At 73.8% G+C, this 22,621-nt stretch carries 24 protein-coding genes; 10 read left to right on the forward strand and 14 right to left on the reverse strand.

Annotated features, from left to right (window positions below):
* Nucleotides 1-12: 12 nt before the first annotated feature.
* The 3 genes from F8R89_RS03895 to F8R89_RS03905 all read right to left on the reverse strand — a co-directional run bounded on the left by F8R89_RS03895 (nt 13) and on the right by F8R89_RS03905 (nt 3,614).
* A complete protein-coding gene (locus F8R89_RS03895) occupies nt 13-2,028 on the reverse strand; it encodes an NADPH-dependent 2,4-dienoyl-CoA reductase (RefSeq protein WP_151782623.1) in 2,016 nt (671 codons plus the stop codon).
* Nucleotides 2,029-2,228: 200 nt separating this feature from the next.
* A complete protein-coding gene (locus tag F8R89_RS03900; RefSeq protein WP_151782624.1) occupies nt 2,229-2,609 on the reverse strand; it encodes a hypothetical protein in 381 nt (126 codons plus the stop codon).
* A 132-nt stretch (nt 2,610-2,741) separates the two neighbouring features.
* Nucleotides 2,742-3,614 (reverse strand): hypothetical protein, encoded by an 873-nt coding sequence (locus F8R89_RS03905; protein ID WP_151782625.1) that lies wholly within the window; start codon nt 3,612-3,614, stop codon nt 2,742-2,744.
* Nucleotides 3,615-3,903: 289 nt separating this feature from the next.
* On the opposite strand from F8R89_RS03905, the gene F8R89_RS03910 reads away from it, so the two are divergent.
* Complete coding sequence (locus tag F8R89_RS03910; RefSeq protein ID WP_192806037.1) at nt 3,904-5,964, forward strand: SpoIIE family protein phosphatase; 2,061 nt, start codon at nt 3,904-3,906, stop codon at nt 5,962-5,964.
* On the opposite strand, the gene F8R89_RS03915 is transcribed toward F8R89_RS03910, so the two are convergent.
* A complete protein-coding gene (locus F8R89_RS03915; RefSeq protein WP_151782627.1) occupies nt 5,951-6,799 on the reverse strand; it encodes a putative protein N(5)-glutamine methyltransferase in 849 nt (282 codons plus the stop codon). The genes F8R89_RS03910 and F8R89_RS03915 overlap by 14 nt on opposite strands.
* Nucleotides 6,800-7,208: 409 nt before the next feature.
* Between F8R89_RS03915 and F8R89_RS03920 the strand changes: the two genes are divergently transcribed.
* The 6 genes from F8R89_RS03920 (at nt 7,209) to F8R89_RS03945 (ending at nt 12,446) form a co-directional block, all read left to right on the forward strand.
* Entirely contained in the window at nt 7,209-7,814 is a 606-nt protein-coding gene (locus tag F8R89_RS03920; protein WP_151782628.1) for a sulfite oxidase-like oxidoreductase, read from the forward strand.
* Nucleotides 7,807-8,580, forward strand: a complete 774-nt coding sequence (locus F8R89_RS03925; protein ID WP_192806038.1) for a ferredoxin reductase — start codon at nt 7,807-7,809, stop codon at nt 8,578-8,580. Before F8R89_RS03920 ends, F8R89_RS03925 begins: the two co-directional genes overlap by 8 nt.
* 39 nt (nt 8,581-8,619) lie before the next feature.
* Nucleotides 8,620-9,204 carry a hypothetical protein gene (locus tag F8R89_RS36585; protein ID WP_151782629.1) on the forward strand — a complete coding sequence of 195 codons (585 nt, stop codon included), beginning with the start codon at nt 8,620-8,622 and terminating at the stop codon, nt 9,202-9,204.
* Between the two features lie 100 nt (nt 9,205-9,304).
* Nucleotides 9,305-10,273, forward strand: coding sequence for an acetylxylan esterase (locus tag F8R89_RS03935; protein ID WP_151782630.1), 969 nt, complete (start codon nt 9,305-9,307; stop codon nt 10,271-10,273).
* Between the two features lie 130 nt (nt 10,274-10,403).
* Nucleotides 10,404-11,570 (forward strand): serine hydrolase domain-containing protein, encoded by a 1,167-nt coding sequence (locus tag F8R89_RS03940; protein ID WP_151782631.1) that lies wholly within the window; start codon nt 10,404-10,406, stop codon nt 11,568-11,570.
* Between the two features lie 132 nt (nt 11,571-11,702).
* Complete coding sequence (locus F8R89_RS03945; protein WP_151782632.1) at nt 11,703-12,446, forward strand: GntR family transcriptional regulator; 744 nt, start codon at nt 11,703-11,705, stop codon at nt 12,444-12,446.
* Here the strand turns inward: F8R89_RS03945 and F8R89_RS03950 are convergent.
* From F8R89_RS03950 to F8R89_RS03960, 3 genes are all read right to left on the reverse strand, one after another.
* Nucleotides 12,416-13,207, reverse strand: a complete 792-nt coding sequence (locus tag F8R89_RS03950; RefSeq protein ID WP_151782633.1) for a thioesterase family protein — start codon at nt 13,205-13,207, stop codon at nt 12,416-12,418. The genes F8R89_RS03945 and F8R89_RS03950 overlap by 31 nt on opposite strands.
* 90 nt (nt 13,208-13,297) lie before the next feature.
* A complete protein-coding gene (locus F8R89_RS03955; protein WP_151782634.1) occupies nt 13,298-14,041 on the reverse strand; it encodes a class I SAM-dependent methyltransferase in 744 nt (247 codons plus the stop codon).
* Nucleotides 14,042-14,046: 5 nt separating this feature from the next.
* Nucleotides 14,047-14,604 (reverse strand): PadR family transcriptional regulator, encoded by a 558-nt coding sequence (locus F8R89_RS03960; protein ID WP_151782635.1) that lies wholly within the window; start codon nt 14,602-14,604, stop codon nt 14,047-14,049.
* 71 nt (nt 14,605-14,675) lie between these two features.
* On the opposite strand from F8R89_RS03960, the gene F8R89_RS03965 reads away from it, so the two are divergent.
* The 3 genes from F8R89_RS03965 to F8R89_RS03975 all read left to right on the forward strand — a co-directional run bounded on the left by F8R89_RS03965 (nt 14,676) and on the right by F8R89_RS03975 (nt 17,802).
* Entirely contained in the window at nt 14,676-15,074 is a 399-nt protein-coding gene (locus F8R89_RS03965) for a nuclear transport factor 2 family protein (protein ID WP_151782636.1), read from the forward strand.
* Between the two features lie 338 nt (nt 15,075-15,412).
* Nucleotides 15,413-16,552: a transcription termination factor Rho gene (gene rho / locus F8R89_RS03970; RefSeq protein WP_151782637.1), complete on the forward strand. Its 1,140-nt coding sequence runs from the start codon at nt 15,413-15,415 to the stop codon at nt 16,550-16,552.
* Between the two features lie 92 nt (nt 16,553-16,644).
* A complete protein-coding gene (locus tag F8R89_RS03975; RefSeq protein ID WP_151782638.1) occupies nt 16,645-17,802 on the forward strand; it encodes a D-alanyl-D-alanine carboxypeptidase family protein in 1,158 nt (385 codons plus the stop codon).
* A 10-nt stretch (nt 17,803-17,812) separates the two neighbouring features.
* Here the strand turns inward: F8R89_RS03975 and F8R89_RS03980 are convergent, their stop codons facing one another.
* The 7 genes from F8R89_RS03980 to F8R89_RS04010 form a co-directional block, all read right to left on the reverse strand.
* The gene (locus tag F8R89_RS03980; RefSeq protein ID WP_151782639.1) at nt 17,813-18,745 is read right to left on the reverse strand and encodes a glutaminase; all 933 of its coding nucleotides are present in this window, start codon (nt 18,743-18,745) and stop codon (nt 17,813-17,815) included.
* Nucleotides 18,746-18,801: 56 nt separating this feature from the next.
* Complete coding sequence (locus F8R89_RS03985; RefSeq protein WP_151782640.1) at nt 18,802-19,818, reverse strand: asparaginase; 1,017 nt, start codon at nt 19,816-19,818, stop codon at nt 18,802-18,804.
* Between the two features lie 50 nt (nt 19,819-19,868).
* Entirely contained in the window at nt 19,869-20,624 is a 756-nt protein-coding gene (locus tag F8R89_RS03990; RefSeq protein WP_225994323.1) for a FadR/GntR family transcriptional regulator, read from the reverse strand.
* Nucleotides 20,625-20,680: 56 nt separating this feature from the next.
* The gene (crcB, locus tag F8R89_RS03995) at nt 20,681-21,055 is read right to left on the reverse strand and encodes a fluoride efflux transporter CrcB (protein ID WP_151782641.1); all 375 of its coding nucleotides are present in this window, start codon (nt 21,053-21,055) and stop codon (nt 20,681-20,683) included.
* On the reverse strand, nt 21,052-21,426 hold the full coding sequence (locus tag F8R89_RS04000; RefSeq protein ID WP_151782642.1) for a DUF190 domain-containing protein: 375 nt from the start codon (nt 21,424-21,426) through the stop codon (nt 21,052-21,054). The genes crcB (F8R89_RS03995) and F8R89_RS04000 overlap by 4 nt, the downstream gene beginning before the upstream one ends.
* Nucleotides 21,423-21,881, reverse strand: coding sequence for a fluoride efflux transporter CrcB (crcB, locus tag F8R89_RS04005; protein ID WP_151782643.1), 459 nt, complete (start codon nt 21,879-21,881; stop codon nt 21,423-21,425). Before crcB (F8R89_RS04005) ends, F8R89_RS04000 begins: the two co-directional genes overlap by 4 nt.
* 198 nt (nt 21,882-22,079) lie before the next feature.
* Nucleotides 22,080-22,367: a helix-turn-helix domain-containing protein gene (locus tag F8R89_RS04010; RefSeq protein ID WP_151782644.1), complete on the reverse strand. Its 288-nt coding sequence runs from the start codon at nt 22,365-22,367 to the stop codon at nt 22,080-22,082.
* Between the last annotated feature and the right edge of the window lie 254 nt (nt 22,368-22,621).

Consider the following 22,621-nt stretch of genomic DNA (forward strand, 5'->3'; position numbering starts at 1 on the left):
GGTCCGGCGGCCCTACAGGCTCGCCGCCAGCTCCGTGCCCTGCTTGATGGCCCGCTTGGCGTCGAGTTCGGCGGCGACGTCCGCGCCGCCGATCAGGTGCGCGCTGCGGCCCGCGGCGACCAGCGCCTCGTACAGGTCGCGGCGCGGCTCCTGGCCGGTGCAGAGCACGACGGTGTCGACCTCCAGGACGGTGCTCTCCTCGCCGACGGTGAGGTGCAGTCCGGCGTCGTCGATCCGGTCGTAGCGCACGCCCGGGACCATGGTGACGCCCCGGTGCTTCAGCTCGGTGCGGTGGATCCAGCCGGTCGTCTTGCCGAGGCCGGCACCGACCTTGCTGGTCTTGCGCTGGAGCAGGTGCACGGTGCGCGGCGGCGCCGGGCGCTCGGGGGCGGCGAGGCCGCCGGGGCCGGCGTAGTCCATGTCGACGCCCCAGAGCCGGAAGTACGTCTCGGGGTCCTCGCTCGCCTTGTCGCCGCCGTCGGTGAGGAACTCGGCGACGTCGAAGCCGATGCCGCCCGCGCCGAGGACGGCGACCCGGTCGCCGACCGTGACCTCCTCGCGCAGGACGTCGAGGTAGCCGACGACGCTCGGGTGGTCGACGCCCGGGATGTCCGGGACGCGCGGGGTGACGCCGGTGGCGACGACGACTTCGTCGAAGCCCGCGAGGTCGTCCGCGCAGACCCAGGTGCCCAGGCGTACGTCGACGCCCTGCCAGTCGAGCTGGTGCCGGTAGTAGCGCAGCGTCTCGTCGAACTCCTGCTTGCCGGGGACCTTGCGGGCGACGTTCAGCTGTCCGCCGATCTCGTCCGCGCCGTCGAACAGCGTGACGTCGTGGCCGCGTTCGGCCGCGCTCACCGCGCAGGCCAGCCCGGCGGGCCCGGCGCCGACGACCGCGACGCGCTTGCGCAGCCGGGTCGGGGCGAGCGTCAGCTCGGTCTCGTGGCAGGCTCGCGGATTGACGAGGCAGGAGGTGATCCTGCCGCTGAAGGTGTGGTCGAGGCAGGCCTGGTTGCAGCCGATGCAGGTGTTGATGGCCTCGGGGCGGCCGGCCGCGGCCTTCGCGACGAAGTCGGGGTCGGCGAGCATGGGGCGGGCCATGGACACCATGTCCGCGCGGCCGTCGGCCAGCAACTCCTCCGCCAGCTCGGGGGTGTTGATGCGGTTGGTGGTGACCAGCGGGACCGACACCTCGCCCATCAGGCGCTTCGTGACCCAGGTGTACGCGCCGCGCGGCACGGACGTGGCGATGGTCGGGATACGGGCCTCGTGCCAGCCGATGCCGGTGTTGATGATGGTCGCGCCGGCGGCCTCGACGGCCTTGGCGAGGGTGATGACCTCGTCCAGCGTGGAGCCGCCGGGGACGAGGTCGAGCATGGACAGCCGGTAGACGATGATGAAGTCCTCGCCGACGGCCTCGCGCACCCGGCGCACGATCTCCACCGGGAAGCGCATCCGGTTCTCGTACGCGCCGCCCCAGCGGTCGGTGCGGTGGTTGGTCTGCGTGGCGATGAACTCGTTGATCAGATAGCCCTCGGAGCCCATGATCTCCACGCCGTCGTATCCGGCCTGCCGGGCGAGGCGGGCGGTGCGGGCGTAGTCGTCGATGGTCCGCTCGATGTCCGCGTCGGTGAGCTCACGGGGCGGGAACGGGCTGATCGGCGCCTGGAGGGGGCTCGGGGCGACCAGGTCCTGGTGGTAGGCGTACCGGCCGAAGTGCAGGATCTGCAGGGCGATGCGGCCGCCCTCGCGGTGCACGGCGTCGGTGACGGTCCGGTGCTGCTCGGCCTCCGCGTCGGTGGTGAGCTTGGCGCCGCCCTCGTAGGGCCGGCCCTCGTCGTTGGGCGCGATGCCGCCGGTGACGATGAGGCCGACGCCGCCGCGCGCCCGCTCCGCGTAGAAGGCCGCCATGCGCTCGAAGCCGCGCTCGGCCTCTTCCAGGCCCACGTGCATGGAGCCCATGAGGACACGGTTGGGCAGCGTGGTGAAGCCCAGGTCCAGCGGGCTCAGCAGATGCGGGTAACGGCTCATGGGGGCGGCCCTCCGTCGCGGTGTGGTCTGACGTAGTTGTAGAGGACCGCGCCCGGGTTATGCAACTAGTTGCACAACCCGGGCGGCGTGACTCCGGCCACGGGTGCCGTCGCCCCGACCGGGGCCCGGCACGCCGGAAGCCCGCGTACCGGCGGTACGCGGGCTTCCTCACTTCGCCGGGCGGGCGCCCCGAAGTGCTTCTACGACGCCTCGGGCCTGCTCTCCAGGACCACGTGGAGTTCGCGCTCCTGGTCGCCGGAGGCCGACGTCTGGTCGTGGACGGTGAACAGGGAGTCCAGGGTCGTCCGGAGCCGTTCGATGGCCCAGTAACCGCCCTGCGCGTCCGCCTCGACGCGCGACGAGAGCCGGGCGGGAGGCGGGCAGTCCTGCGTGTCCGTCACCTCGAACGTGCCGAGCCACACCATCGGCCGGCTCTCATGGAGCTGCTGCGGCACCTCGTCCGGTGCCCGGTCGGACTCGAAACACGTGGACAGCGCCTCGAAGACGATCCGGGCGTCGTCCTTGTCGCATCCGCTGATCTCGACGGACACAGCTTCGTCGTGCAGTCGTTCACGATCCATCGTGATCGCTCCTCTCGTGGCCACACCGCGGTGCCACGGGTAGCCCGCGGAACGGGACCCCAACCCAAGAAAAGCACCACACGTGCCGGCGCACTACCGGCGAGGACGCCCCGGCGGCCGTCCGGCCCCGGCTCAGCCCCTGGTGAACCGGTACGTCTTGCTGTCCGTCAGCACACAGAACCCGGGCGAGATGACGATGACGCGCAGGGTGCCGGTACGGCGGTCGTAGTCGATGCCCTCCGTCTCGAAGGAGCCCGAGCAGGAGCTGCGCAACGGGAGCTGGCGCAGGGCGGTGACCCGGCCGGTCACGTCCGAGGCGCCCGGCGCGGCGGAGAGGTCGATCTGGAGCAGCGGCTTGGTGATCCCGAAGAGGCTGCCGTCGGGGTCGTCGGAGGAGCAGAGCAGGGTCGTCGCGTCCCGGAAGTCGCAGCCCTGCACATCACGGACCGGGCGGTCCAGCCGGATGCTGGACGTCCACGGCAGGTTCGCGGAGGGGGACGTGGACGGGTTGACGCCCGGTGTCGGGTGGACGAGCAGACGGGTCATGGTCCCCCACTCGCCGGAGACCATCCACTGCCCGCCCGGGGAGATCGCGACGAAGGAGTTGTTCAGCGCCTCACCGGGACCGAGCGCGTGGACGTACTCGGACCAGCCGCCGTTCGGCGCCTGGACGCGGAACATCTTCGCGGAGCCCGAGTCCGCCTGGTAGGGCTCGATGTAGTAGCCGTCGTAGGACGCGTCGGGGTCGCCCACATGGTTCCAGCCGCGGGTTCTCACCGACAGGGGGATGGTGCCGATACCCGTGTAGCGGTTGGGGCTGTTCGCCGGGATCTCGATGGAGGCCAGGCCCTGGCTCTCGGTGAGCGGGTCGGCCCGGTCGGAGCCCACCTCCGTCCAGGTGTCGGCCGCCTGCGCGGGTGTGGCGGCGGACAGGACGACGACCGAGGCGAGGGCCACGAGGCCCGTCAGAGGGGCATGACAACGTTGCCGGGCACGTTGGGCCATGGCGGCGGCTCCTTGGGGGTGGGGACGCGTCGGCGGACAGTGTGGCGGCCCCACATAGTCATGTACAGACCAATGACAGCCATGTCCGCTGTCGTGTCCGCCACAGTGGCGGCCCCACGTGTGGTTTCACGCCACGGACGACACCGTGTTGAGACATGGTGGAGGTGGGCGACCGAGGGGGACCCGGAAAGGGTCGGACGCGGTAGAACAAGGGGAGTCGGCACGGGGGAACGACGTGCCGCGACTACGGGCGAAGGCGGTGCGTGGGATGGCTCCAGGCGAACGTCCCATGGCCGGGGGCGACGCACCGGTACGCGGCCCGGTCCGCCCGAGCGGCCTCCTGGACGTACTCGGGGTGGCCTCCGTCGTGCTGGACACCGAGGGCCGCATCGTGCTGTGGAGCCCCCAGGCCGAGGAGCTGTTCGGCTATCCGGCGCACGAGGCGCTCGGCGAGTACGCCGCCCGGATCATGGTCCACGAACAGCACCTGGACCTGGTCGTCAAGCTCTTCGCCGACGTCATGGAGACCGGCGAGGGCTGGGCCGGCGCCTTCCCCGTCCGCCGCAAGGACGGCAGCACCCGCCTGGTCGAGTTCCGCAACATGCGGCTCCTGGACGACCAGGGCGACGTCTACGCCCTCGGCCTGTGCGCCGACCAGTCCACGGTCCGCCAGGTCGAGCGGGACGTGGCGCTGTCCACCCGCACCATCGCCCAGGCACCGGTCGGCCTGGCCGTCCTCGACACCGAGCTGCGCTACGTCTCCGTCAACCCCGCGCTGGCCGAGCTCAACGGCCTTCCCGCCGAGGCGCACCTCGGCCACATGCCGCACGAGCTGATGCTGGACACCGAGGCGGCCCGGACCGTGGAGGCGGCGCTGCGCGCGGTGCTGCGGACCGGTGAGCCGGTCGTGAACCGGCGGGTCGTGGGCCGTACCCGGGCCCACCCCGACGTGGACCACTTCTGGTCGGTCTCGCTGTACCGGCTCGAGGACACGGCCGGCACGGTGCTCGGGGTGGCCGGGATGGCGGTCGACATCACCGAGCAGCACCAGGCCGCCGTCGCCGCGGAGACGGCCCGGCGCCGGCTCGCCCTCATCGCCGACGCCTCCACGCGCATCGGTACGACCCTGGAACTGGACCGCACGGCCAGCGAACTCGCGGACGTCGCCGTGCCGGAACTGGCCGACGTGGCCGCGGTGGACCTGCTGGACGCCGTCGTGGAGGGCCGGCGCAGCACCCTCGGCCCCGCCCAGGCGGCGGTGATCCGGGCCCTCGCCGTCCGCTCGGCGCAGGACACCGGCGCGCTGGAGGCCGCCGATCCCCCCGGGCACATCGCCCACTACGGACCTGACCGTCTCGTCACCGAGTGCGTGCGCACGGGCGACCCGGTGATGGTGGCGCACGTGCGCGAGGAGGACCTGCCGCGCATCGCCCGCTCCCCGGAGGCCGCCCTCCAGCTCGGCCGCGCGGGGCTGCACTCCTATCTGGCGGTACCGCTGATCGCGCGCGGCGAGGTCCTCGGCGCCCTCGACCTCAAACGCATCCACAACCCGCTGCCGTTCAGCGAGGACGACCTGCTGCTCGCCCGGGAGCTGGCCGCCCGCGCGGCGATCCAGATCGACAACGCCCGCTGGTACCAGAACGCCCGCGACACCGCCCTGACCCTCCAGCGCAGCATGCTGCCCAGCCACCCGCCGGTCACCGGCGGACTGGAGGTGGCCTCCCGCTACCAGCCGGCCGGCGCCGGCGCCGAGGTCGGCGGCGACTGGTTCGACGTCATCCCGCTGGAAGGGGCCAAGACGGCGCTGGTCGTCGGTGACGTGATGGGCAGCGGCATCGAGGCCGCCACCACCATGGGCCGGCTGCGCACCGCCACGCACACCCTGGCCTCCCTCGACCTGGAGCCGACGCGGCTCCTGGAACACCTCGACACGATCACCGACGGTCTCGACCACTCCATCGCGACCTGTGTGTACGCCGTCCACGACCCGGAGCTGCGGCAGTGCCGCATCGCCAACGCCGGGCACCTGCCCCCGGTCCGCGTCCGCCCCGGCCGGCCTCCCGAGCTGCTGGAACTGCCGACGGGCGCGCCGCTCGGCGTGGGCGGGGTCGCCTTCTCCACGACGACGGTCGACCTCGTGCCCGGCGATCAGCTGGTCTTCTACACCGACGGGCTGGTGGAGACCCGCCAGCACCCGCTGGACGAACGCCTCGACGCGCTCCTCGCCCTCCTGGACGACCCGGAGCGCCCGCTGCAGGAGTGCTGCGACCTCCTCCTGCGGACGCTGCACCGGCCCGAGAACTCCGACGACGTGGCGCTGCTGATCGCGCGGGTGCTCACGCCCGCGTGACCTCCCCGGCGGTGGCGGGCCCGCCCGGGACCTGTCCGATCACGACATGGGCGTACAGCTCGTCGGAGACCAGCAGGCGGGCCGACAGCCCGCCGGCCGCGAAGGTCTCCAGGGCCACCGGCGCCTGCCGCTCACTGGTCTCGATCAGCAGGCAGCCTCCCGGCGCCAGCCAGCGCGGTGCCTCCGCGGCGACCCTGCGCAGCACGTCCAGGCCGTCCGGGCCCCCGTCGAGCGCGACGAGCGGCTCGTGGTCGCGCGCCTCGGCGGGCAGCAGCGGCACCTCGCCGGTGGGGACGTACGGCACGTTCGCCGCGAGGATGCCGACCCGGCCGCGCAGCCCGGCGGGCAGCGCCGCGAACAGGTCGCCCTCGTGGACGCGGCCTCCGAAGGGCGCCACGTTGCGGCGGGCACAGCGCACGGCGGCCGGGTCGATGTCGGCGGCGTGGAGTTCGGCCCCGTCGAGCGCGGCGGCCAGGGCGGCGCCGACCGCGCCGGAGCCGCAGCACAGATCGACGACCACGCGGGCGCCGGGGACGTGGGCGAGGGCCTGCCGCACGAGGAACTCGGTTCGCCGTCGGGGGACGAAGACTCCGGGGGCGACGGCGATCCGCAGACCGGCGAACTCCGCCCAGCCCAGGACGAGTTCGAGGGGGAGGCCGCTCACGCGCCGGTCCACCAGGGCGGCCAGCTCGCCGGGGCCGCCGGCGGCGGACAGGAGGAGCCGGGCCTCGTCCTCGGCGAACACACAGCCGGCGGCGCGCAGGGCGCTGACGACGGCGTCGTGGGTGAGCGGTGCGGGTGACGGCGAGGCGGGCGACGGGGACGCAGGGGGCATGGAAGCCGAGAGCCTTTCGGGAAGCCGAAGGGTGCTCTGGCGGTCGCCTACCGGCGGTGGCCCGCGTCGTTCCGAGGGGTGAGCACCCGACCTGACACAGCGGTGATGGGTCCCACCTCCCGGTTCCAGGGCCGGGGCTCTCCCGGCTGGACGGCACACCCTACCGCAAGGGTCCGGGGCGGTCCGGGGGTTTCCGACGAGGGCTGTGGGCCGGTACCCGTCGGGTCCCGACGCCGCGTCCCGACGCGTACCGGCCGTCCGCCGTCACCGCCCGTGAGCGGCCGGCCTCCCGCGCGCGGGTTCTCCGCCGGGACGTCGTACGGTGGTACGCGCACCTGTCGAACCCGTCGGAGCTCCGGAGCTCCTGGATCAGCGGGCCGTCGCCGCGGCGGCCTGGAGGCCCCACCCCATGCACGTCACCCGAGGCTTCACCGGACGCCCGCGCGTCCCGAACGCCGCCCTGCCGCCGGGCCAGTACGACGCCGGGGACGACTGGCCCGTCCTCTCCGCCGAGGTCACCCCCGAGCTGACGCCTGAGGAGTGGACGTTCCGCGTCGACGGCCTCGTGGAGCGGCCGCGGACCTGGACCTGGGAGCAGGCGCACGCCCTGCCCGCCTCCGCGTACGAGGGCGACATCCACTGTGTGACGAGCTGGTCCAAGTTCGGTGTGCGGTTCGGCGGTGTCTCGCTGGACGCCTTCCTCGATGTGGTCCGGCCCCATGGGTCCGCCACCCATGTGGTCGCCTACGCGCACACCGGGTACAGCACCAACCTCCCGCTCGCCGATGTGACCGGCGGCCGGGCCTGGATCGCCTGGGAGTACGACGGGCGGCCGCTCGCGCCCGAGCACGGCGGGCCGGCGCGGCTGATCGTGCCCCATCTGTACTTCTGGAAGAGCGCGAAGTGGATCGCGGGGCTGCGCCTCCTCGACCACGACGAGCCGGGCTTCTGGGAGAGCAACGGCTACCATCCGCGCGGCAACCCCTGGGAGGAGCAGCGGTACTCCGGTGACTGAGACCCTGGGGACGACCCCGTCCTTCACTCCCCCGACCCGTTTCGCCGTGCCCGGCCGTATCGCCGTGGAGGACCGGGCGGCGTCCGAGTGGCGGACCGCGACGGTCACCGCGGTCCGCCGTGAGACGCCGCGCGTGGCCACGTTCCGGCTGGCCGTGCCCGCCTGGCCGGGGCATCTGCCGGGCCAGCACCTGATGGTGCGGCTGCGGGCGCGGGACGGCTATGTGGCGCAGCGCCACTACTCGATCGCGTCCGCGCCCGACGACTCCGGCCACATCGAGCTGACGCTGGACCATGTGGACGGCGGCGAGGTGTCCGGCTGGTTCCACACGGTGGCCGAGCCGGGCGACACCGTGGAGGTGCGCGGCCCGGTCAGCGGGTTCTTCGCGTGGCCCGGCGACCGGCCGGCGCTGCTGCTCGGGGCGGGCTCCGGCGTCGTCCCGCTGATGTCGATGGTGCGGCACCGTCGCGCGCGGGGCTCGGACGTGCCGCTGCGGCTGCTGGTGTCGGCCCGCAGCCCCGAGGAGCTGATCTACGCGGCGGAGTACGGCTCCGAGACGACGGCGGTGTTCACCCGGAGCGCGCCGGCCGGTGTGCCCGTGGGACGTATGTCCGCCGCACATGTGGCGCCGCTCCTGGCCGAGCGTCCTCCTGGTGGGTGGGAGGCCTATGTGTGCGGCTCCAACGGGTTCGCCGAGCACGCGTCGCGGCTGCTGGTCGCCGCGGGCCAGCCGGTCGACCGTATCCGGATCGAGCGCTTCGGCTGACCCGGGAACAGGTGCCGGTGTTCGGGGTACCTGGACGGCATGCGAAGCCGGGTGCGTGGCTGGCGTCTGCGGCACAACGAACTGCGGCGCCGGTCGGATGTCGTCGAGACGTGGACCTTGCTCGGGGTGGGCCTCCTGCTGGTGGTGGTCGCCCCGCTGGTGAGTGTGGCCGCGGGCTGGTGGGCGCACGGTGGCGCCCAGGCCGCGGCCGAGAAGCAGCGTGCGGAGCGCCGGCAGGTGCGGGCGATGGTCGTCCGCACGGTCTCGGGCGCGCTGCACACCCCGCAGACCGGGCGGCAGCCGTCGTCGAAGGTGACGGTCCGCTGGTCGGAGCCGGGGACGGGGCCCCGGACGGCGGCGGTGCGCGTGCCCACGGGTACGCGGCCCGGTGAGACGGTCCATGTGTGGCTGGACTCCGCCGACCGGGGCGTGCGTCCGCCGCCGGACGACTCCGCGGTCCGGCAGCACGCGGTGACGATGGGCGTGTGCGCGGCGGGAGCCGCGGGTGCCGTCGTCGTTCTCGGTCACGGTCTGGTGCGGCATACGGCGATGCGCCGCCGGCTGGCCGAGTGGGACCGGGCGTGGGCCGCCACCGGGCCGGCGTGGACGGGCCGCAACGTCTGAGCCGCCGCCCGCCTCGTCGAGGTTCCGAGCCCTGGTCAGCGTGCCGATCTTCGACGTAGCGTGCGGTGTCGGCGCTCCCTCTTCGCACAAGGTGGTCTCCATGGCCCTGTTCGACCTCCCGCTCGACGAACTGCGTGCCCACCGCAGCGCGTCCGCCGAGCCCGAGGACTTCGACTCCTTCTGGTCCAGGACGCTGGACGAGGCGCGCGAGCACGATCTGGACGTCCGCTACGAGCCGGTCGACACCGGCCTGACCACGGTCCAGGTGTACGACGTGACGTTCGCCGGGTTCGGCGGGCACCCCGTCAAGGGCTGGCTGCGGCTGCCCGCCGGGGCGGCCGAACCGCTGCCGCTGGTCGTGGAGTTCGTCGGGTACGGCGGGGGACGCGGGCTGCCGCACGAGAAGCTGCTGTGGGCGTCCACGGGCCGGGCGCACTTCACGATGGACACCCGGGGGCAGGGCAGCACCTGGGGCGGGGGCGGCGACACCCCGGACCCGGTGGGCGCCGGTCCCGCGTTCCCGGGTCATATGACACGGGGGGTCGAGGCGCCCGGGAACTACTACTACCGCCGGGTGTTCACCGACGCGGTCCGTGCCGTCGAGGCGGCCCGCGCGCACCCGCTCACGGACGCCGCCCGGACGGTCGTGACGGGTGAGAGCCAGGGCGGCGGTATCGCGATCGCGGTCGGCGGCCTGGTGCCCGACCTGACGGCGGTGGCACCGGACGTGCCGTTCCTGTGCGACTTCCCGCGCGCGACGACGCTGACGGACCGTCACCCCTACCGGGAGATCGGGCTCTACCTCAAGACGCACCGGGGACGCACCGCCGACGTCCTGCGCACCCTGTCGTACTTCGACGGTGTCCACTTCGCGGCGCGCGGCCGGGCACCCGCCCTGTTCTCGGCGGCGCTGGAGGACCAGACCTGCCCGCCCTCCACGGTCTTCGCCGCGTTCAACGCGTGGGCGCACGCGGAGAAGGCCATCGAGGTCTACGAGTTCAACGACCACGAGGGCGGCGGCCCGTACCACGAGGCGGTCAAGCTGGACTGGCTGCGCTCCCGCGTCTGACGGACTCCGTTCACGGCACACCGTACCGGGACCCTTCCGTACAGTCCGACCAGTCGGTATGTTCAGATCGGGTCGGGGCCACACCGGCGTGGCCCCGGCTCTCCGGTTTCCGACGAGGGGTGGGCGGCTCATGACGGACCTTCCGGCGCGGGTGCACGGGCACTGCGATCCGCGGTTCGAGGCGGTGCGCACGGCGTTCGAGGCGAACTTCCGGGAGCGGGGCGAGCTGGGGGCCGCCGTCGCCGTCACGGTCGGCGGTGAGACGGTGGTGGACCTGTGGGGCGGCTGGGCGGACGGCGCGCGGAGCCGGCCCTGGGAGCGCGACACACTGGTCAACGTCTGGTCGACGACCAAGGGCCCGACGGCGCTGTGCGCGCACATCCTGGCCGACCGGGGACTGCTCGACCTGGACGCGCCGGTGGCCGCCTACTGGCCGGAGTTCGCGGCGGCGGGCAAGGAGGAGGTCCTCGTCCGGCATCTGCTGGCGCACCGGGCCGGCCTGTCGGGCCTGCGCGAGCCGCACACGCTCCAGGCGCTGTACGACTGGGAACTGACGACCCGTCGGCTCGCGGCGACGGAACCCTGGTGGGCGCCGGGCACCCGGTCCGGGTACCACGCGCTCACGTACGGCTTCCTGGTCGGGGAGGTCGTACGGCGGGTGTCGGGGCTGCGGCCGGCGGCGTTCCTGGAGCGCGAGGTGACCGGGCCGCTCGGTGTCGACTTCACGATCGGGCTGCCGGAGAAGGAGTCCGGCCGGGTGGCCGAGCTGGTCCAGCCCCCGGCCGGCCCGGCGGGCGAGGGCGCCGCCGCGCCCGCCGCGTTGCCGCCCCTGGCACTGGCGGCGCTGGCCAATCCGCCGATCGGCGCGGACCAGGCGAACACCCCCGGCTGGCGGGCGGCCGAGATCCCCGCCGCGAACGGGCACGGCACCGCGCGGGCGGTCGCGGACCTGTACGGGATCTTCGCGGGTGCCGGTTCGTACGGCGGCCGGCGGATCCTCTCCCCCGGGGCGGCCGAGCGGGTGCGGGAGGGACAGGGCAGGTGCCTCGATCTGGTCCTGGGCGCCGGGCTGGGCCATGAGACGGAGATCGGGCTCGGGTTGTGGCTCAGCGGCCCGAACGGCTCGTACGGGCCGAACCCGCGGGCTTTCGGACACGACGGCTTCGGTGGATCCTGCGGTCTGGCCGACCCGGAGGCGGGGGTGTCGCTGGGGTATGTGATGAACCGGATGGGGCCGCATATCGCCGACGATCCCCGCAAGACGGCCCTGGTCGACGCCGTGTACGCCTCACTCTGAGTCAGTGCGCGACCACGCGGTTTCAGCCGAAATGGAGGCCCACCCTTCCCTCCTGGTTTAGACCAATGCTTGGATCTGGTGACGCAAGGAGCCCGCACGGCTACCACACGTCACCGGATCAGGAGGCGCGGCATGGTCCGCACCACCCCGCACGAACGCCCCCTCACCACCACGCAGCCGCTGTACTGGCGGATCGCCACCCAGCTGCTGGGCGAGCTGCGCGACGGCACCATCCCGCCCGGCGAACGGCTGCCGGGGGAACGCCAGTTGGCAGGGCACTTCGGAGTCAGCAGGGAAACCGTACGGCAGGCGCTGGAGGTGCTGCGCCGCAGCGGCCTGGTCGCCACCGACCGGCGCGGCAGCCACGCCAGTCTGCCGGGGCTGCCGGTCGAGGCGCCGACGTCGGTGGCGTTCCCGATCGGCGCCCGGGCCGCGGGTCCCGCCGCCGTGGACCGGACCATGGCGGTCTGGGAGCCGCCGTCGCCGGAGCACGCCGAGGCGCTGGGGATCGACCGGCACCGGCCGACGCTGGTGCACCGGTACGAGTCCACCGGCGCCGACGGACGGGCCCGGCGCACGGCGGTGACAACGTTCTCGGCGGTGGCGCTGGCGGAGGTGATGGAGCTGGCCCGCTACCGGGACCGTGCGGACGGTTCCGGTGCGGCCCAGTTGCGCCGCGCCTACGACTGGATGCGCCGGGCGGGCCTGACACTGCATCACCGCGACGCCATCACGCGGCTTCCGGGCGGCTCCTCGGTCCGGGTCACCCGGCGCTCGCACGACCAGTACGGGCGCCCGCTGGAGATCACGGACCTGGTGGTGGAGGCCCACCAGGACGCCCTGGTCTACGAGTTCACGGTCCCGGCGGCGGGCTGAGGGCGCACGACCCTCGACTGGCGGCCCAGGGCGAGCAGCCGGCCGTCGGCGGCCCAGACAACGCTGTCGTCGACGGCCCAGCCGCCGCCCGCGTGTTCGGTGCGGATCCTCACCAGCGCCCAGCCGCCGGGGGCGCCCTCGTCGAGGGCGTCGGTGAGGTGGACGGTGAGTTCGGCGGTGGGAACGGGACGCGGGGTGTCCCAGACGGCGTACAGCGCGGGCGGCAGGACGTCGGTGAGGGTGACGACCGCTGCGGCGTCGAGCGGCCGGCCGTCCAGGAAGCGGATCCACGCGGTGAGTTCGGCCCGTTCACCGCCGGCGAGGGGGCGGTCCGGGGTCGCGGGACGTATCTCCAACTGCCGCGAGAACGGGGAGAGGTCGGCCGGGAGACGCAGCAGCGGGCAGTCCGCGGGGCCGGGCACGCGGGGCGCCGGACGCGCCTCGTGCGGTACACCGCCCTGACGCCGGGCGCCGAAGAGCGCGGACCCGAGGACGACCGGGAGGCCGTTCTGGTGGCCGGTGAACACACACGTCGCCGTGCGCCGGCCCGGGGCGGCCGGGGCGGTGCCGGAGAAGTGCAGCGGAGCGCCGTCCACGGGCGCGAGGTAGTGGGTGGTCAGCGTGCGGACCGGATGCGCTCCGCCGGCGAAGCGGTCGCGGACGGCGGTCAGCGCGAGGGCGGCGACATGGCCGCCGTGCGCCCCCTCCCAGGAATACCAGGCGGGGTCGACGCGGGTCTCGGTGTCGGTCGAGGTGCTCACGCGGCCACGATAGCCAAGTGAGTTTGAAAAACAAACCCTCAGCTGGCGAAGGGTTCGGAAATCCAACTCACCCGGTCGGGCGCCACCCGCTCACCCGGAGGGCCGTCGCGCCACCACCATCCGCACCCGCGGGCTGCCGTCCCCCCGCGCCCCGAACCCGGGCAGCGGCTGCCAGGTCACCTCGAACCCGGCGTCTTCGAGGCCCCTGCGCACCTCCGCCAGCCGGAAGGTCCGGTAGTACATGACGAACGGCGGCCGCCGCACGGCGTTCCGCACCCGCATCACCGCGTCGAACCCGAGCAGCGCCCAGTAGGCGGGGGACGTGGGGCGCGGCGGCGCCACCACCGGGAAGGCGAAGCGGCCGCCCGGCCGCAGGACGGAGTGGACCTGGCCGAAGAGACCGGGCAGTTCGCCCGGCAGGAAGTGCCCGAACGCCCCGAAGCTCACCACCAGGTCGAAGGCGGACGTGAACGGCAGGGCGCGGGCGTCCGCGCGCACCCAGCGCACCCGTGGCCCGGCACCCGCGTTCCGGACCGCCTCGCCCCGCTCCCGGGCGATCCCGAGCATGCCCGCGCTGAAGTCGACGCCGGTGACGCTGCTCCGGCACAGCTCGCCGAGGACGCCCAGGCCCGCGCCCGTGCCGCAGCACAGGTCGAGGCCGTCGTCGTAGGGGCCGCCGCGCGCGAGGGCCGTGGTGACGGCGGTCAGCACGGAGTCCGGGGTCCGGAAGGGCGTGTGGTCGAACTTGGGGGCGAGCAGGTCGTAGCCGTGCTCGACCGACGACAGGGCCTGGACGGTGAGTTCGCGCAGGCTGGGTCCCTCGGGAGCGAACATCGGCGTCACCCGGCCGCGACGCGTCGTCCGAGGACCGCGAGGACCCGCTCGCACCAGCGCAGGTTCTCCTCCTCGAAGGAGATGCCGGCCAGCAGCGTGAGATACGGCCCGACGCGCTCCGCCTCCGCCAGGTACTCCTCCTCGGTGCGCCCGTCCAGGAGCCGTTCACGGACGCGTTCGTAGCGGTCGAGCTTGCCGCGCGCCCAGCTCCGCCGCTCCTCGACCAGGGCGCGGGCGGTTCCGGGATCGTCCATGGCCTGCACCTTGATCAGGAGCTCGTCACGGATGGCGGTGGGCCTCCGGGGCGGCTGTGCGGCGAAGGCGCTCAGCTCGTCGCGGCCGGCCGCGGTGAGGGTGAACATCCTTTTGTTGGGCCGTCGTTCCTGCTGTACGAACCGGGCCTCGACGAGGCCGTCCTGGGCGAGGCGTTCCAGTTCCCGGTAGAGCTGCTGCGGGGTCGCGGGCCAGAAGTTCGCGAACGAGATGTCGAAGAGCTTGGAGAGCTCGTAGCCGGAGGCCTCGCCCTCCAGCAGGGCGGCGAGCACGGCGTACTTGAGGGACATGTGGACACCGTAACAGCGGGTGATTATTGTCGTCCGCACCTACTCAACTAATTGACTATGAGGTGATCCGGATGCACGCGTTCCGTGCGGCGGTCGAGGCGGGCGACACCGACGCCATGGAGGCCCTGCTGGCCAAGGACGTGGTCTTCACCAGCCCGGTGGTGTTCAAGCCGTACACCGGCAAGGCGATCACGGCGGCGATCCTGCGCGGTGTGGTCCGGGTCTTCGAGGACTTCCGGTACGTCCGCGAGATCCATGACGAGGGCGGCCGCGACCATGCGCTGGTCTTCACCGCGCGGGTCGGCGACAAGCAGATCACCGGGTGCGACTTCCTGTCCGTCGACGAGGACGGGCTGATCGACGACTTCATGGTCATGGTCCGCCCGCTGTCCGGGGCCCAGGCGCTGGCGGAGGCCATGGGGGCCCAGTTCGACCAGATCCTCGCGGACGCCGAGGCGCGGTCCGCGTAGGCGTTCACCGGCCGGCCCCAGGGCCGCGAGGACGGCGGCTTTTCGCGGGCCGCCGTCCACCCGTTTCACGGGACTCTCGCCACGCGGCGCATCCGCGTGCTACCGTCGAGTCAGCATCTGTGCACGCCCCGTCGTGGGCTCCGGTGCCTGTCTTTCTCCCGAGTTCGCCGGTCGGCGTACCGGCGGCTTCTTCTTCCACCTCAGTGACCAGCGGTTCGCACCGTTCGGCGAGGTGCTGTTCCCCGCCGCACCCGAAGGCCCGTCTCGCGCCTTCCCGTCTCCGCGGCATCCCCTCCCCCCGCGTATGACTTCTGCCGTCCTTCCGAAAGGACCCCACCATGACCACCACACTCGAACACCCCGTGGCCGCACCCCAGCGGACCACCGTCCACGCCGTGACCGGCGTGCTCGACGTCGACGCGAGCGGGAAGGGGTACCTGCGGGCCGCGAGCCTGCTCCCCTCGCCCGCCGACCCGCAGGTCTCCCCCGCGCTGATCCGCCGGTACGGCCTGCGCAAGGGCGACCTCGTCGACGGCGAACGCGGCGAGCGCCGCACCCTCACCGACGTCGTCCGCGTCAACGGACGCGTCCCCGGAGGCGAGCGGCCCCGCTTCGCCGACCTCACCCCGCTGCACCCCCGCGAGCGCATCCGTCTGGAGCACCCGGCGTCCGGCCCGGCCGGGCGGGTCGCCGATCTGATGGCCCCCGTCGGCAAGGGGCAGCGCGGGCTGATCGTGGCCCCGCCCAAGACGGGCAAGACCGTGCTGCTCCAGCAGATCGCGGCGGCCGTCGCCGGCAACCACCCGGAGTGCCGGCTGATGGTCGTCCTCCTCGACGAACGCCCCGAGGAGGTCACCGACATGCGGCGCTCCGTGCGCGGCGAGGTGTACGCCTCGACGTTCGACCGGGCGCCCAGGCAGCACATCGCGCTGGCCGAGCTGGTCATCGAGCGGGCCAAGCGGCTCGTGGAGGCCGGTGAGGACGTCGTCGTGCTGTTCGACTCGCTGACCCGGCTGTGCCGGGCGCACAACAACGCGGCCGCGTCCGGTGGCCGCACCCTGAGCGGCGGCGTCGACGCGGCCGCTCTGCAGGGGCCGAAGCGGTTCTTCGGCGCCGCGCGGCTCGCCGAGGAGGGCGGCTCGCTCACCATCCTCGCCACGGCCCTCGTGGAGACCGGGTCCCGGGCCGACGACTTCTTCTTCGAGGAACTCAAGAGCACCGGCAACATGGAGCTGCGGCTCAGCCGGGAGCTCGCCTCCCGCCGGGTCTTCCCGGCCGTCGAGATCGACCCGTCCGGCACCCGCCGCGAGGAACTGCTGCTCACCCCCGCCGAGTTGACCGCGGTACGCGGCCTGCGCCGGGCCCTGCGCGGCCGCGACGGCCACAGCGGCACCGAGACGCTGCTGGAGCGGATGCGGGAGACCCCGGACAACGCCACCTTCCTGCGGCGCGTCCAGCCGACGCTGCCGGGCGGCTGACACACCGGCGGGCATCGCCCGTCCGGGTGCCGGAGCGGCCCGCCCGGCCCGGGCAGCGGCCCGGAACGGACTTCCCTTCCTACGTTGTCAGTATGAAGATCGGATTTACCGCCCGGATCCTCGTGTCCGCCTGCGCCCTCGGCGCGGCCGGTCTGCTGGCGCTGGCGCCCGTCTCCGCGTCCGCGCTCACCGGGCACGACCCCGACCCGCCGCGCGGGCCCCGCGCGACCCCGCCGCCCGCGCTGCTGTACCGGTCCGGCACCCAGGTGCGGCCGCACGCGGACGCGCCGAGGCTGCCCCGGCTCTCCGCGCGCTCCTGGCTGGTCGCCGACGCCGGTTCCGGCGAGGTCCTCGCCGCCCACGAGGCGCACCGTCCGCTGCCCCCGGCCAGCACCCTCAAGACCCTGTTCGCCCTCACGGTGCTGCCCACGCTGCCCGCCGGTGTCCCGCACACCGTGCGCCCCGAGGAGCTCGCGGGCATCGGCGCCGGAAGCAGCCTGGTCGGCGTCGCGGAGGGCCGTACGTACCGCATCGCCGACCTGTGGCGCGGGGTGTTCCTCAGCTCGGGGAACGACGCCGTCCACGTGCTGGCCGCGCTCAACGGGGGCTGGCGGGAGACGGCGGCGCGGATGCAGGAGAAGGCGCGGGCCCTGGGCGCCCTGGACACCCGGGTGCTGTCGCCCGACGGCTATGACACGCCCGGCCAGGTGTCGTCGGCGTACGACCTGGCGGTGTTCGGCCGGGCGGGGCTGCGCAACGCCGACTTCGCGCGGTACTGCGGCACGGCGGAGGCCCTGTTCCCCGGTGACGGCGGCCGGCCGTACGGGATCCGCAACACCAACCGGCTGCTGACCGGGGCGGACGGGGTGGCCCGCTACCCCGGCGCGATCGGCGTCAAGAACGGCTACACCACGGAGGCGGGCAACACGCTGATCGCCGCCGCCGGCCGGGGCGGGCGGACCCTCGTGGTGACGGTGCTCAACCCCCGGGCGGGCGGCGGGCACCCCGTGTACGAGGAGGCGGCCGCCCTGCTCGACTGGGGGTTCGGCGCGGCCGGGCACGTCGAACCGGTCGGATCGCTCGACGGCCGCCGGTCCCGCCCCGGGCCGGGCCCCAGGGCGGTGCCGGTGGTGGCCGCGCGGGCTCCCGGGAAGGAGACGCCGGGCTGGGCGGAGGCGTGCGCGATCGCCGGCGCGGCCGGGGTGGGAGCGGGTGCCGTGTCGCTCGTGACGCGCGGGCGGACCGAGTGACCGGGCGGCGTCAGAAGACCGACACGCCGGTGAGCGTGGTGAACCGGTCGAGGGCCGCCACGCCGGCCACCGAGTTGCCGTGCTCGTCCAGCCCGGGGCTCCACACGCACAGCGTGCAGCGGCCGGGGACGACGGCGATGATGCCGCCGCCCACCCCGCTCTTGCCGGGCAGCCCCACCCGGTAGGCGAAGTCCCCCGCGGCGTCGTACGTGCCGCAGGTCAGCATGATCGCGTTGATCTGCTTGGCCTGGCTCAGGCTGAGCAGCCGGGAGCCGTCGGCGCGGACACCGTGCCGGGCCAGGAACAGGGTGGCCAGCGCGAGGTCCGCGCAGGACGCCGTGATCGAGCACTGCCGGAAGTAGGCGTCCAGGAGGACCGGCACCGGGTTGTCGATGTTGCCGTAGGACGCCATCAGGTGGGCCAGGGCGGCGTTGCGGTCGCCGTGCCCGGTCTCGGAGGCGGCCACGTCGAGGTCGAAGTCCAGGCTCGCGTCGCCGCTCTCGGCGCGCAGGAAGGACAGCAGTTCGCCCGCCGCGTCGCCGGTCCGGGTGTGGAGGCGGTCGGTGACGACGAGGGCGCCGGCGTTGATGAACGGGTTGCGCGGGATGCCGTTCTCGTACTCCAGCTGCACCAGCGAGTTGAAGGGGGTGCCGGACGGCTCGCGGCCCACGTGCTCCCACAGCGCGTCGTCCTCACGGGCCAGGTCCAGGGCGAGGGTGAACACCTTGGTGATGGACTGCGTGGAGAACGGCTCGCGCCAGTCCCCCACGCCGTACACCGTGCCGTCGAGCTCGGCGACCGCCATGCCGAAGCTGCGCGGGTCGCGGGCCGCGAGCGCCGGGATGTAGTCGGCGGGCCGGCCCCGGCCGGGGGTCCGCTCGATCTCCTCGGCGATGCGCTCCAGGACGGGCTGGAAGGTCAGGGACGACGTCGACGCTGCCATGATCACATCATGCCCTTCCGGGGGATCGCCCGCGTGTCCCGCGGCCGGTCCGGCTGTCAGGCCGGGGCCGGGGCCGGTGTGGGCTCCAGCGCGGGGACGGGCCGCACCCGGCCGACCTCGCGGCCTCCGCCCAGCAGGGCCTCGCCCCGGAACTCGGTGAGCGACGCCGGGTCGACACCGGCCCACGCGAGCGCCGCCGCGGCGACCGGGACACGCGCCCGGTCGGCCCCGTCGGCGATCTTCACGGCGACGGCCCGCCCGTCCGGGAGGGCGGCGACCTGCACGCCCTCGAACCCGTCCTTGGCGAGCAGTCCGGGCACCGCCCGCATGAGCGCCGCGACGTCCCGGCCCGAGCCGGAGGCCATCTCGGCGTGGGTGCGCATGGCGTCCGCGACGCGCGCCTCGGGGGTGCCGGGCGCGGCCGTGGTGATGCGGGCGGCGGCGCGCGCCAGGCCGTGCAGCGACACGGAGAACAGGGGCGCCCCGCAGCCGTCGACGCTCACCCGCGCGACGCGCTGCCCGGTGAGGTCCTCGACGATCTCGGCGATGGCCTGCTGGAGCGGGTGGGCGGGGTCGAGGTAGTCGTCCAGGGACCAGCCGTTGAGCCGGCAGGTGTACAGCATGGCCGCGTGCTTGCCGGAGCAGTTCTGGGCGAGCCGGGACGGCGGACGGCCCTCGCGCACCCAGGTGTCCCGTACGACCGGGTCGTACGGCAGGTCCGGGACGTTGCGCAGGTCGTCCTCGGTGAGTCCGGCGAGTTCGAGGATGCGCCGGGTGCCGGCGAGGTGCTGTTCCTCGCCGGAGTGGCTGGCCGCGGCGAGGGAGAGCAGCGCTCCGTCGAGCGGGAGCCCGGCGCGCACCATGGCGACCGCCTGGACGGGCTTGATCGCCGAGCGCGGGTAGAAGGCGGCCTCGATGTCGCCGAGCTGGAAGCGTACGGCGCCGTCGGGGCCGAGGACGACGACGGAGCCGTGGTGGGTGCCCTCGATGACACCGCTGCGTATGAGGTGGGCGACGGGGGCGTGCAGGGGGGCGCGGACAAGGGGTGCGTCCGCCATGGTGCTGGTGTACATCACTGCCTGGGGGTCGTGGGTCGGTGAGGGGTGTCCGGCCGTCACGGGGGTCACGTGGCGGGCCTGGGGTTCGGGGCCCGGTGCCCGGCGGCAGGGGTGGCGCCGTCGGGGCGCCCGCGGCGCACGATGTCGGTGAGGGTGGTCCCGACGCGGTCGAGGTGGTGGGTCATGGCCTCGGTGGCGCCGGCTTCGCTGCCGTCGGTCAGGGCGCGGAGGATCGCGCGGTGCTCGCGGTCGGACTGCTCGCGGCGGCCGCCGAGCTCGTTGAGGAAGGCCGACTGGCGGGCGAGCGCGTCGCGGATCTCCTCGATGACCCGGCGGAAGACCGGGTTCTGGGCGGCCTCGGCGACGCCGAGGTGGAAGAGGGTGTCCATCGCGACCCACGCGGTGGTGTCCGTCTCCCGCTCCATGCGGTCCAGCAGGTGCGCGAGGTGGTCGAGGTTCTCCGGGGTGCGGCGCCGCGCCGCGTACCCGGCGACCGGGATCTCCACGTGCCGGCGCACCTCCATGAGGTCGCCGGCGGTGTAGTCGCCGAACACGGGCTCCTCGACGTTGCGGGCGACCACGAAGGTGCCCTTGCCGGTCTTGGAGACGGTCAGACCCATGGTCTGCAGGGCCCGCAGGGCCTCCCGCAGTACGGGCCGGCTGATCTCCAGGGTGCGGCACAGCTCCGCCTCGGAGGGCAGCTTGTCGCCCACGGCGTAGTCGCCGCGTTCGATGGCGTCGCGCAGGTGCGCCAGCACGGCTTCCATGGCGCTGACCCGGCGCGGCGGCTGTCCGGCTGTCCGGCTGTCTGACAGGTTCACGGAACCGATGGTCCGTTCGAGTGGTGGCCCCTGTCAAGCGGGGTCCCCGGGGCCTCCTACGCCCACACCGCCTCGGCGATCGTCACGCCCAGGAAGACGGCGCCGAGTCCCGCGACCAGGCTGCCCGCCACGTTCGCGACGGCGTAGCGCCCCGCACCCGTCTCGGCGAGCCGCAGGGTCTCGTAGGAGAACGTCGAGTACGTGGTGAGGGCGCCGCACAGGCCGGTGCCAACGAGGAGCCGGACGGAGGAGCCCGCGGCGCCGGCGGCGACGGCGCCGGTGAGCAGGCCGAGGAGGAGACAGCCGGCGATGTTGACGGTGAAGGTGCCCCACGGGAACACCGAGTCGTGGCGGGCGTGCACCGCGCGGTCGGTGAGGTAGCGCAGGGGCGCGCCGACGGCGGCTCCCGCGATGACCAGGAGCCAGTTCACGCCGGTGCCTCCCCTTCCCCCGGTTCCCCGGACGTGGTGCGGGCGGTGTACCTGATGGCCTCGCACGCGTCGAGGGTGACGAGCCCCTCGGTGACGATGTCGTCGAGCTGCGGCAGGAAGGCGCGGACGCGTTCCTCGGTGTCGACGATCACGACGGCCACCGGCAGGTCCTCGCTGAGCGACAGCAGCCGCGAGGTGTGGATCATCGAGGAGGAGCCGAACCCCTCGATCCCGCGGAAGACGCTGGCGCCGGCGAGACCGGCCCGGTGGGCCCGGTGCACGATCTCCGAGTACAGCGGGCGGTGGTGGCAGGTGTCGTGTTCACCGACGAGGACGGTCAGGCGCAGGGCTCGGCCGGCCGGTCCGGTCATGACGGCCTCCTCAGGGCGTGGCGGGTGGCCGTCGAGGCGAGCCAGACGGCGGTGAGCGCCGCGGCCAGGGTCGCGGCGAGGTAGGCGAGCGCGGTGCGCGGGTGCCCGTCGTCGACGAGGGTGCGGATGTCGACGGCGTAGGTGGAGAAGGTGGTGAAGCCGCCGAGCACGCCGGTGCCGAAGAAGGGGCGCAGCAGACGGTGACCCGGCCATCTCTCGTGGATGAGGACCATGAAGACGCCGATCACGGCACAGCCGGTGACGTTGGCCCAGAAGGTCGCCCAGGGGAACGCGCCCGGCTCGGCGGGCAACGCCAGGGAGATCGCGTAGCGGGCGGTGGCGCCGAGGGCCCCGCCGAGCGCGACGACGGCGACGACCGGCACCTGGGCCCGCCAGGCCGGCGGCCGGGCGGCCCGCGCGGGGGCGCGCAGGGGGTCGGTGTCCTGGGTGGTCATACGGGTCGTCTCCTACTCGCCTGGGCCCCGGCAGCGGGCCGCGCGGTTGCAAGTAGGGACCGTTGGCGGCGCACTGCCGCGGTTCGGGTACGGCGGGCCCCACCGCCGCGCCGCGAGGTGATCGCGGCCGGACACCAGGGTATCGGCCCCGCCGGTCACCCGTCTCGCGCACCGCTCACGGCGTACGGGCCCCGCCGCTCACCAGCCCTTTTCGAACATGCGGGCCACCTCGGCGATGCGTACCTCGTCGCGCCGGTAGTGGGTGCGGCGCCGGACGCGCCGGGCGCGCAGCAGGCCGAGGCCGGCGAGGAGGGCGAGGTGGGTCTCGGCGACCTCGCGGGGGACGCCGAGCCGCGCGCCCACGGCGGCGGCGGTGACGCCGTCCTCGGCGGGGTCGCCGTGCCGCCGCGCGGGGAAGTGCGCGACCGGATCTCTCAGCCACTCCAGGATGGCGAGGCGCGTCTCGTCGACGGGAGTCCTCAGCATGTCGTTCCCCTCCGTCCGGCCGGCCGCGGCGTGGCGCGTGCTTCCACTGTCCCGCAGGGCGCACCGCCGTGTCCGGGACTCAGGAGTCGTTGTCCGGTACCGAACGTCCTTGTACAGCACGGGAGTTCGTGTCCGCACACCACGGGAGTTCCGGACGCGGCGGCTGGGGGTGGTGGGGTCCGGCGGGCGGCCGGAAAAGGGAGGCGGGGTGTGGTGCCGGCAGCCGGTCAGGAATCGAGAAGCCGTCCGGTGCG

It is taken from the genome of Streptomyces sp. SS1-1, assembly GCF_008973465.1.
Classification (GTDB): Bacteria; Actinomycetota; Actinomycetes; order Streptomycetales; family Streptomycetaceae; genus Streptomyces.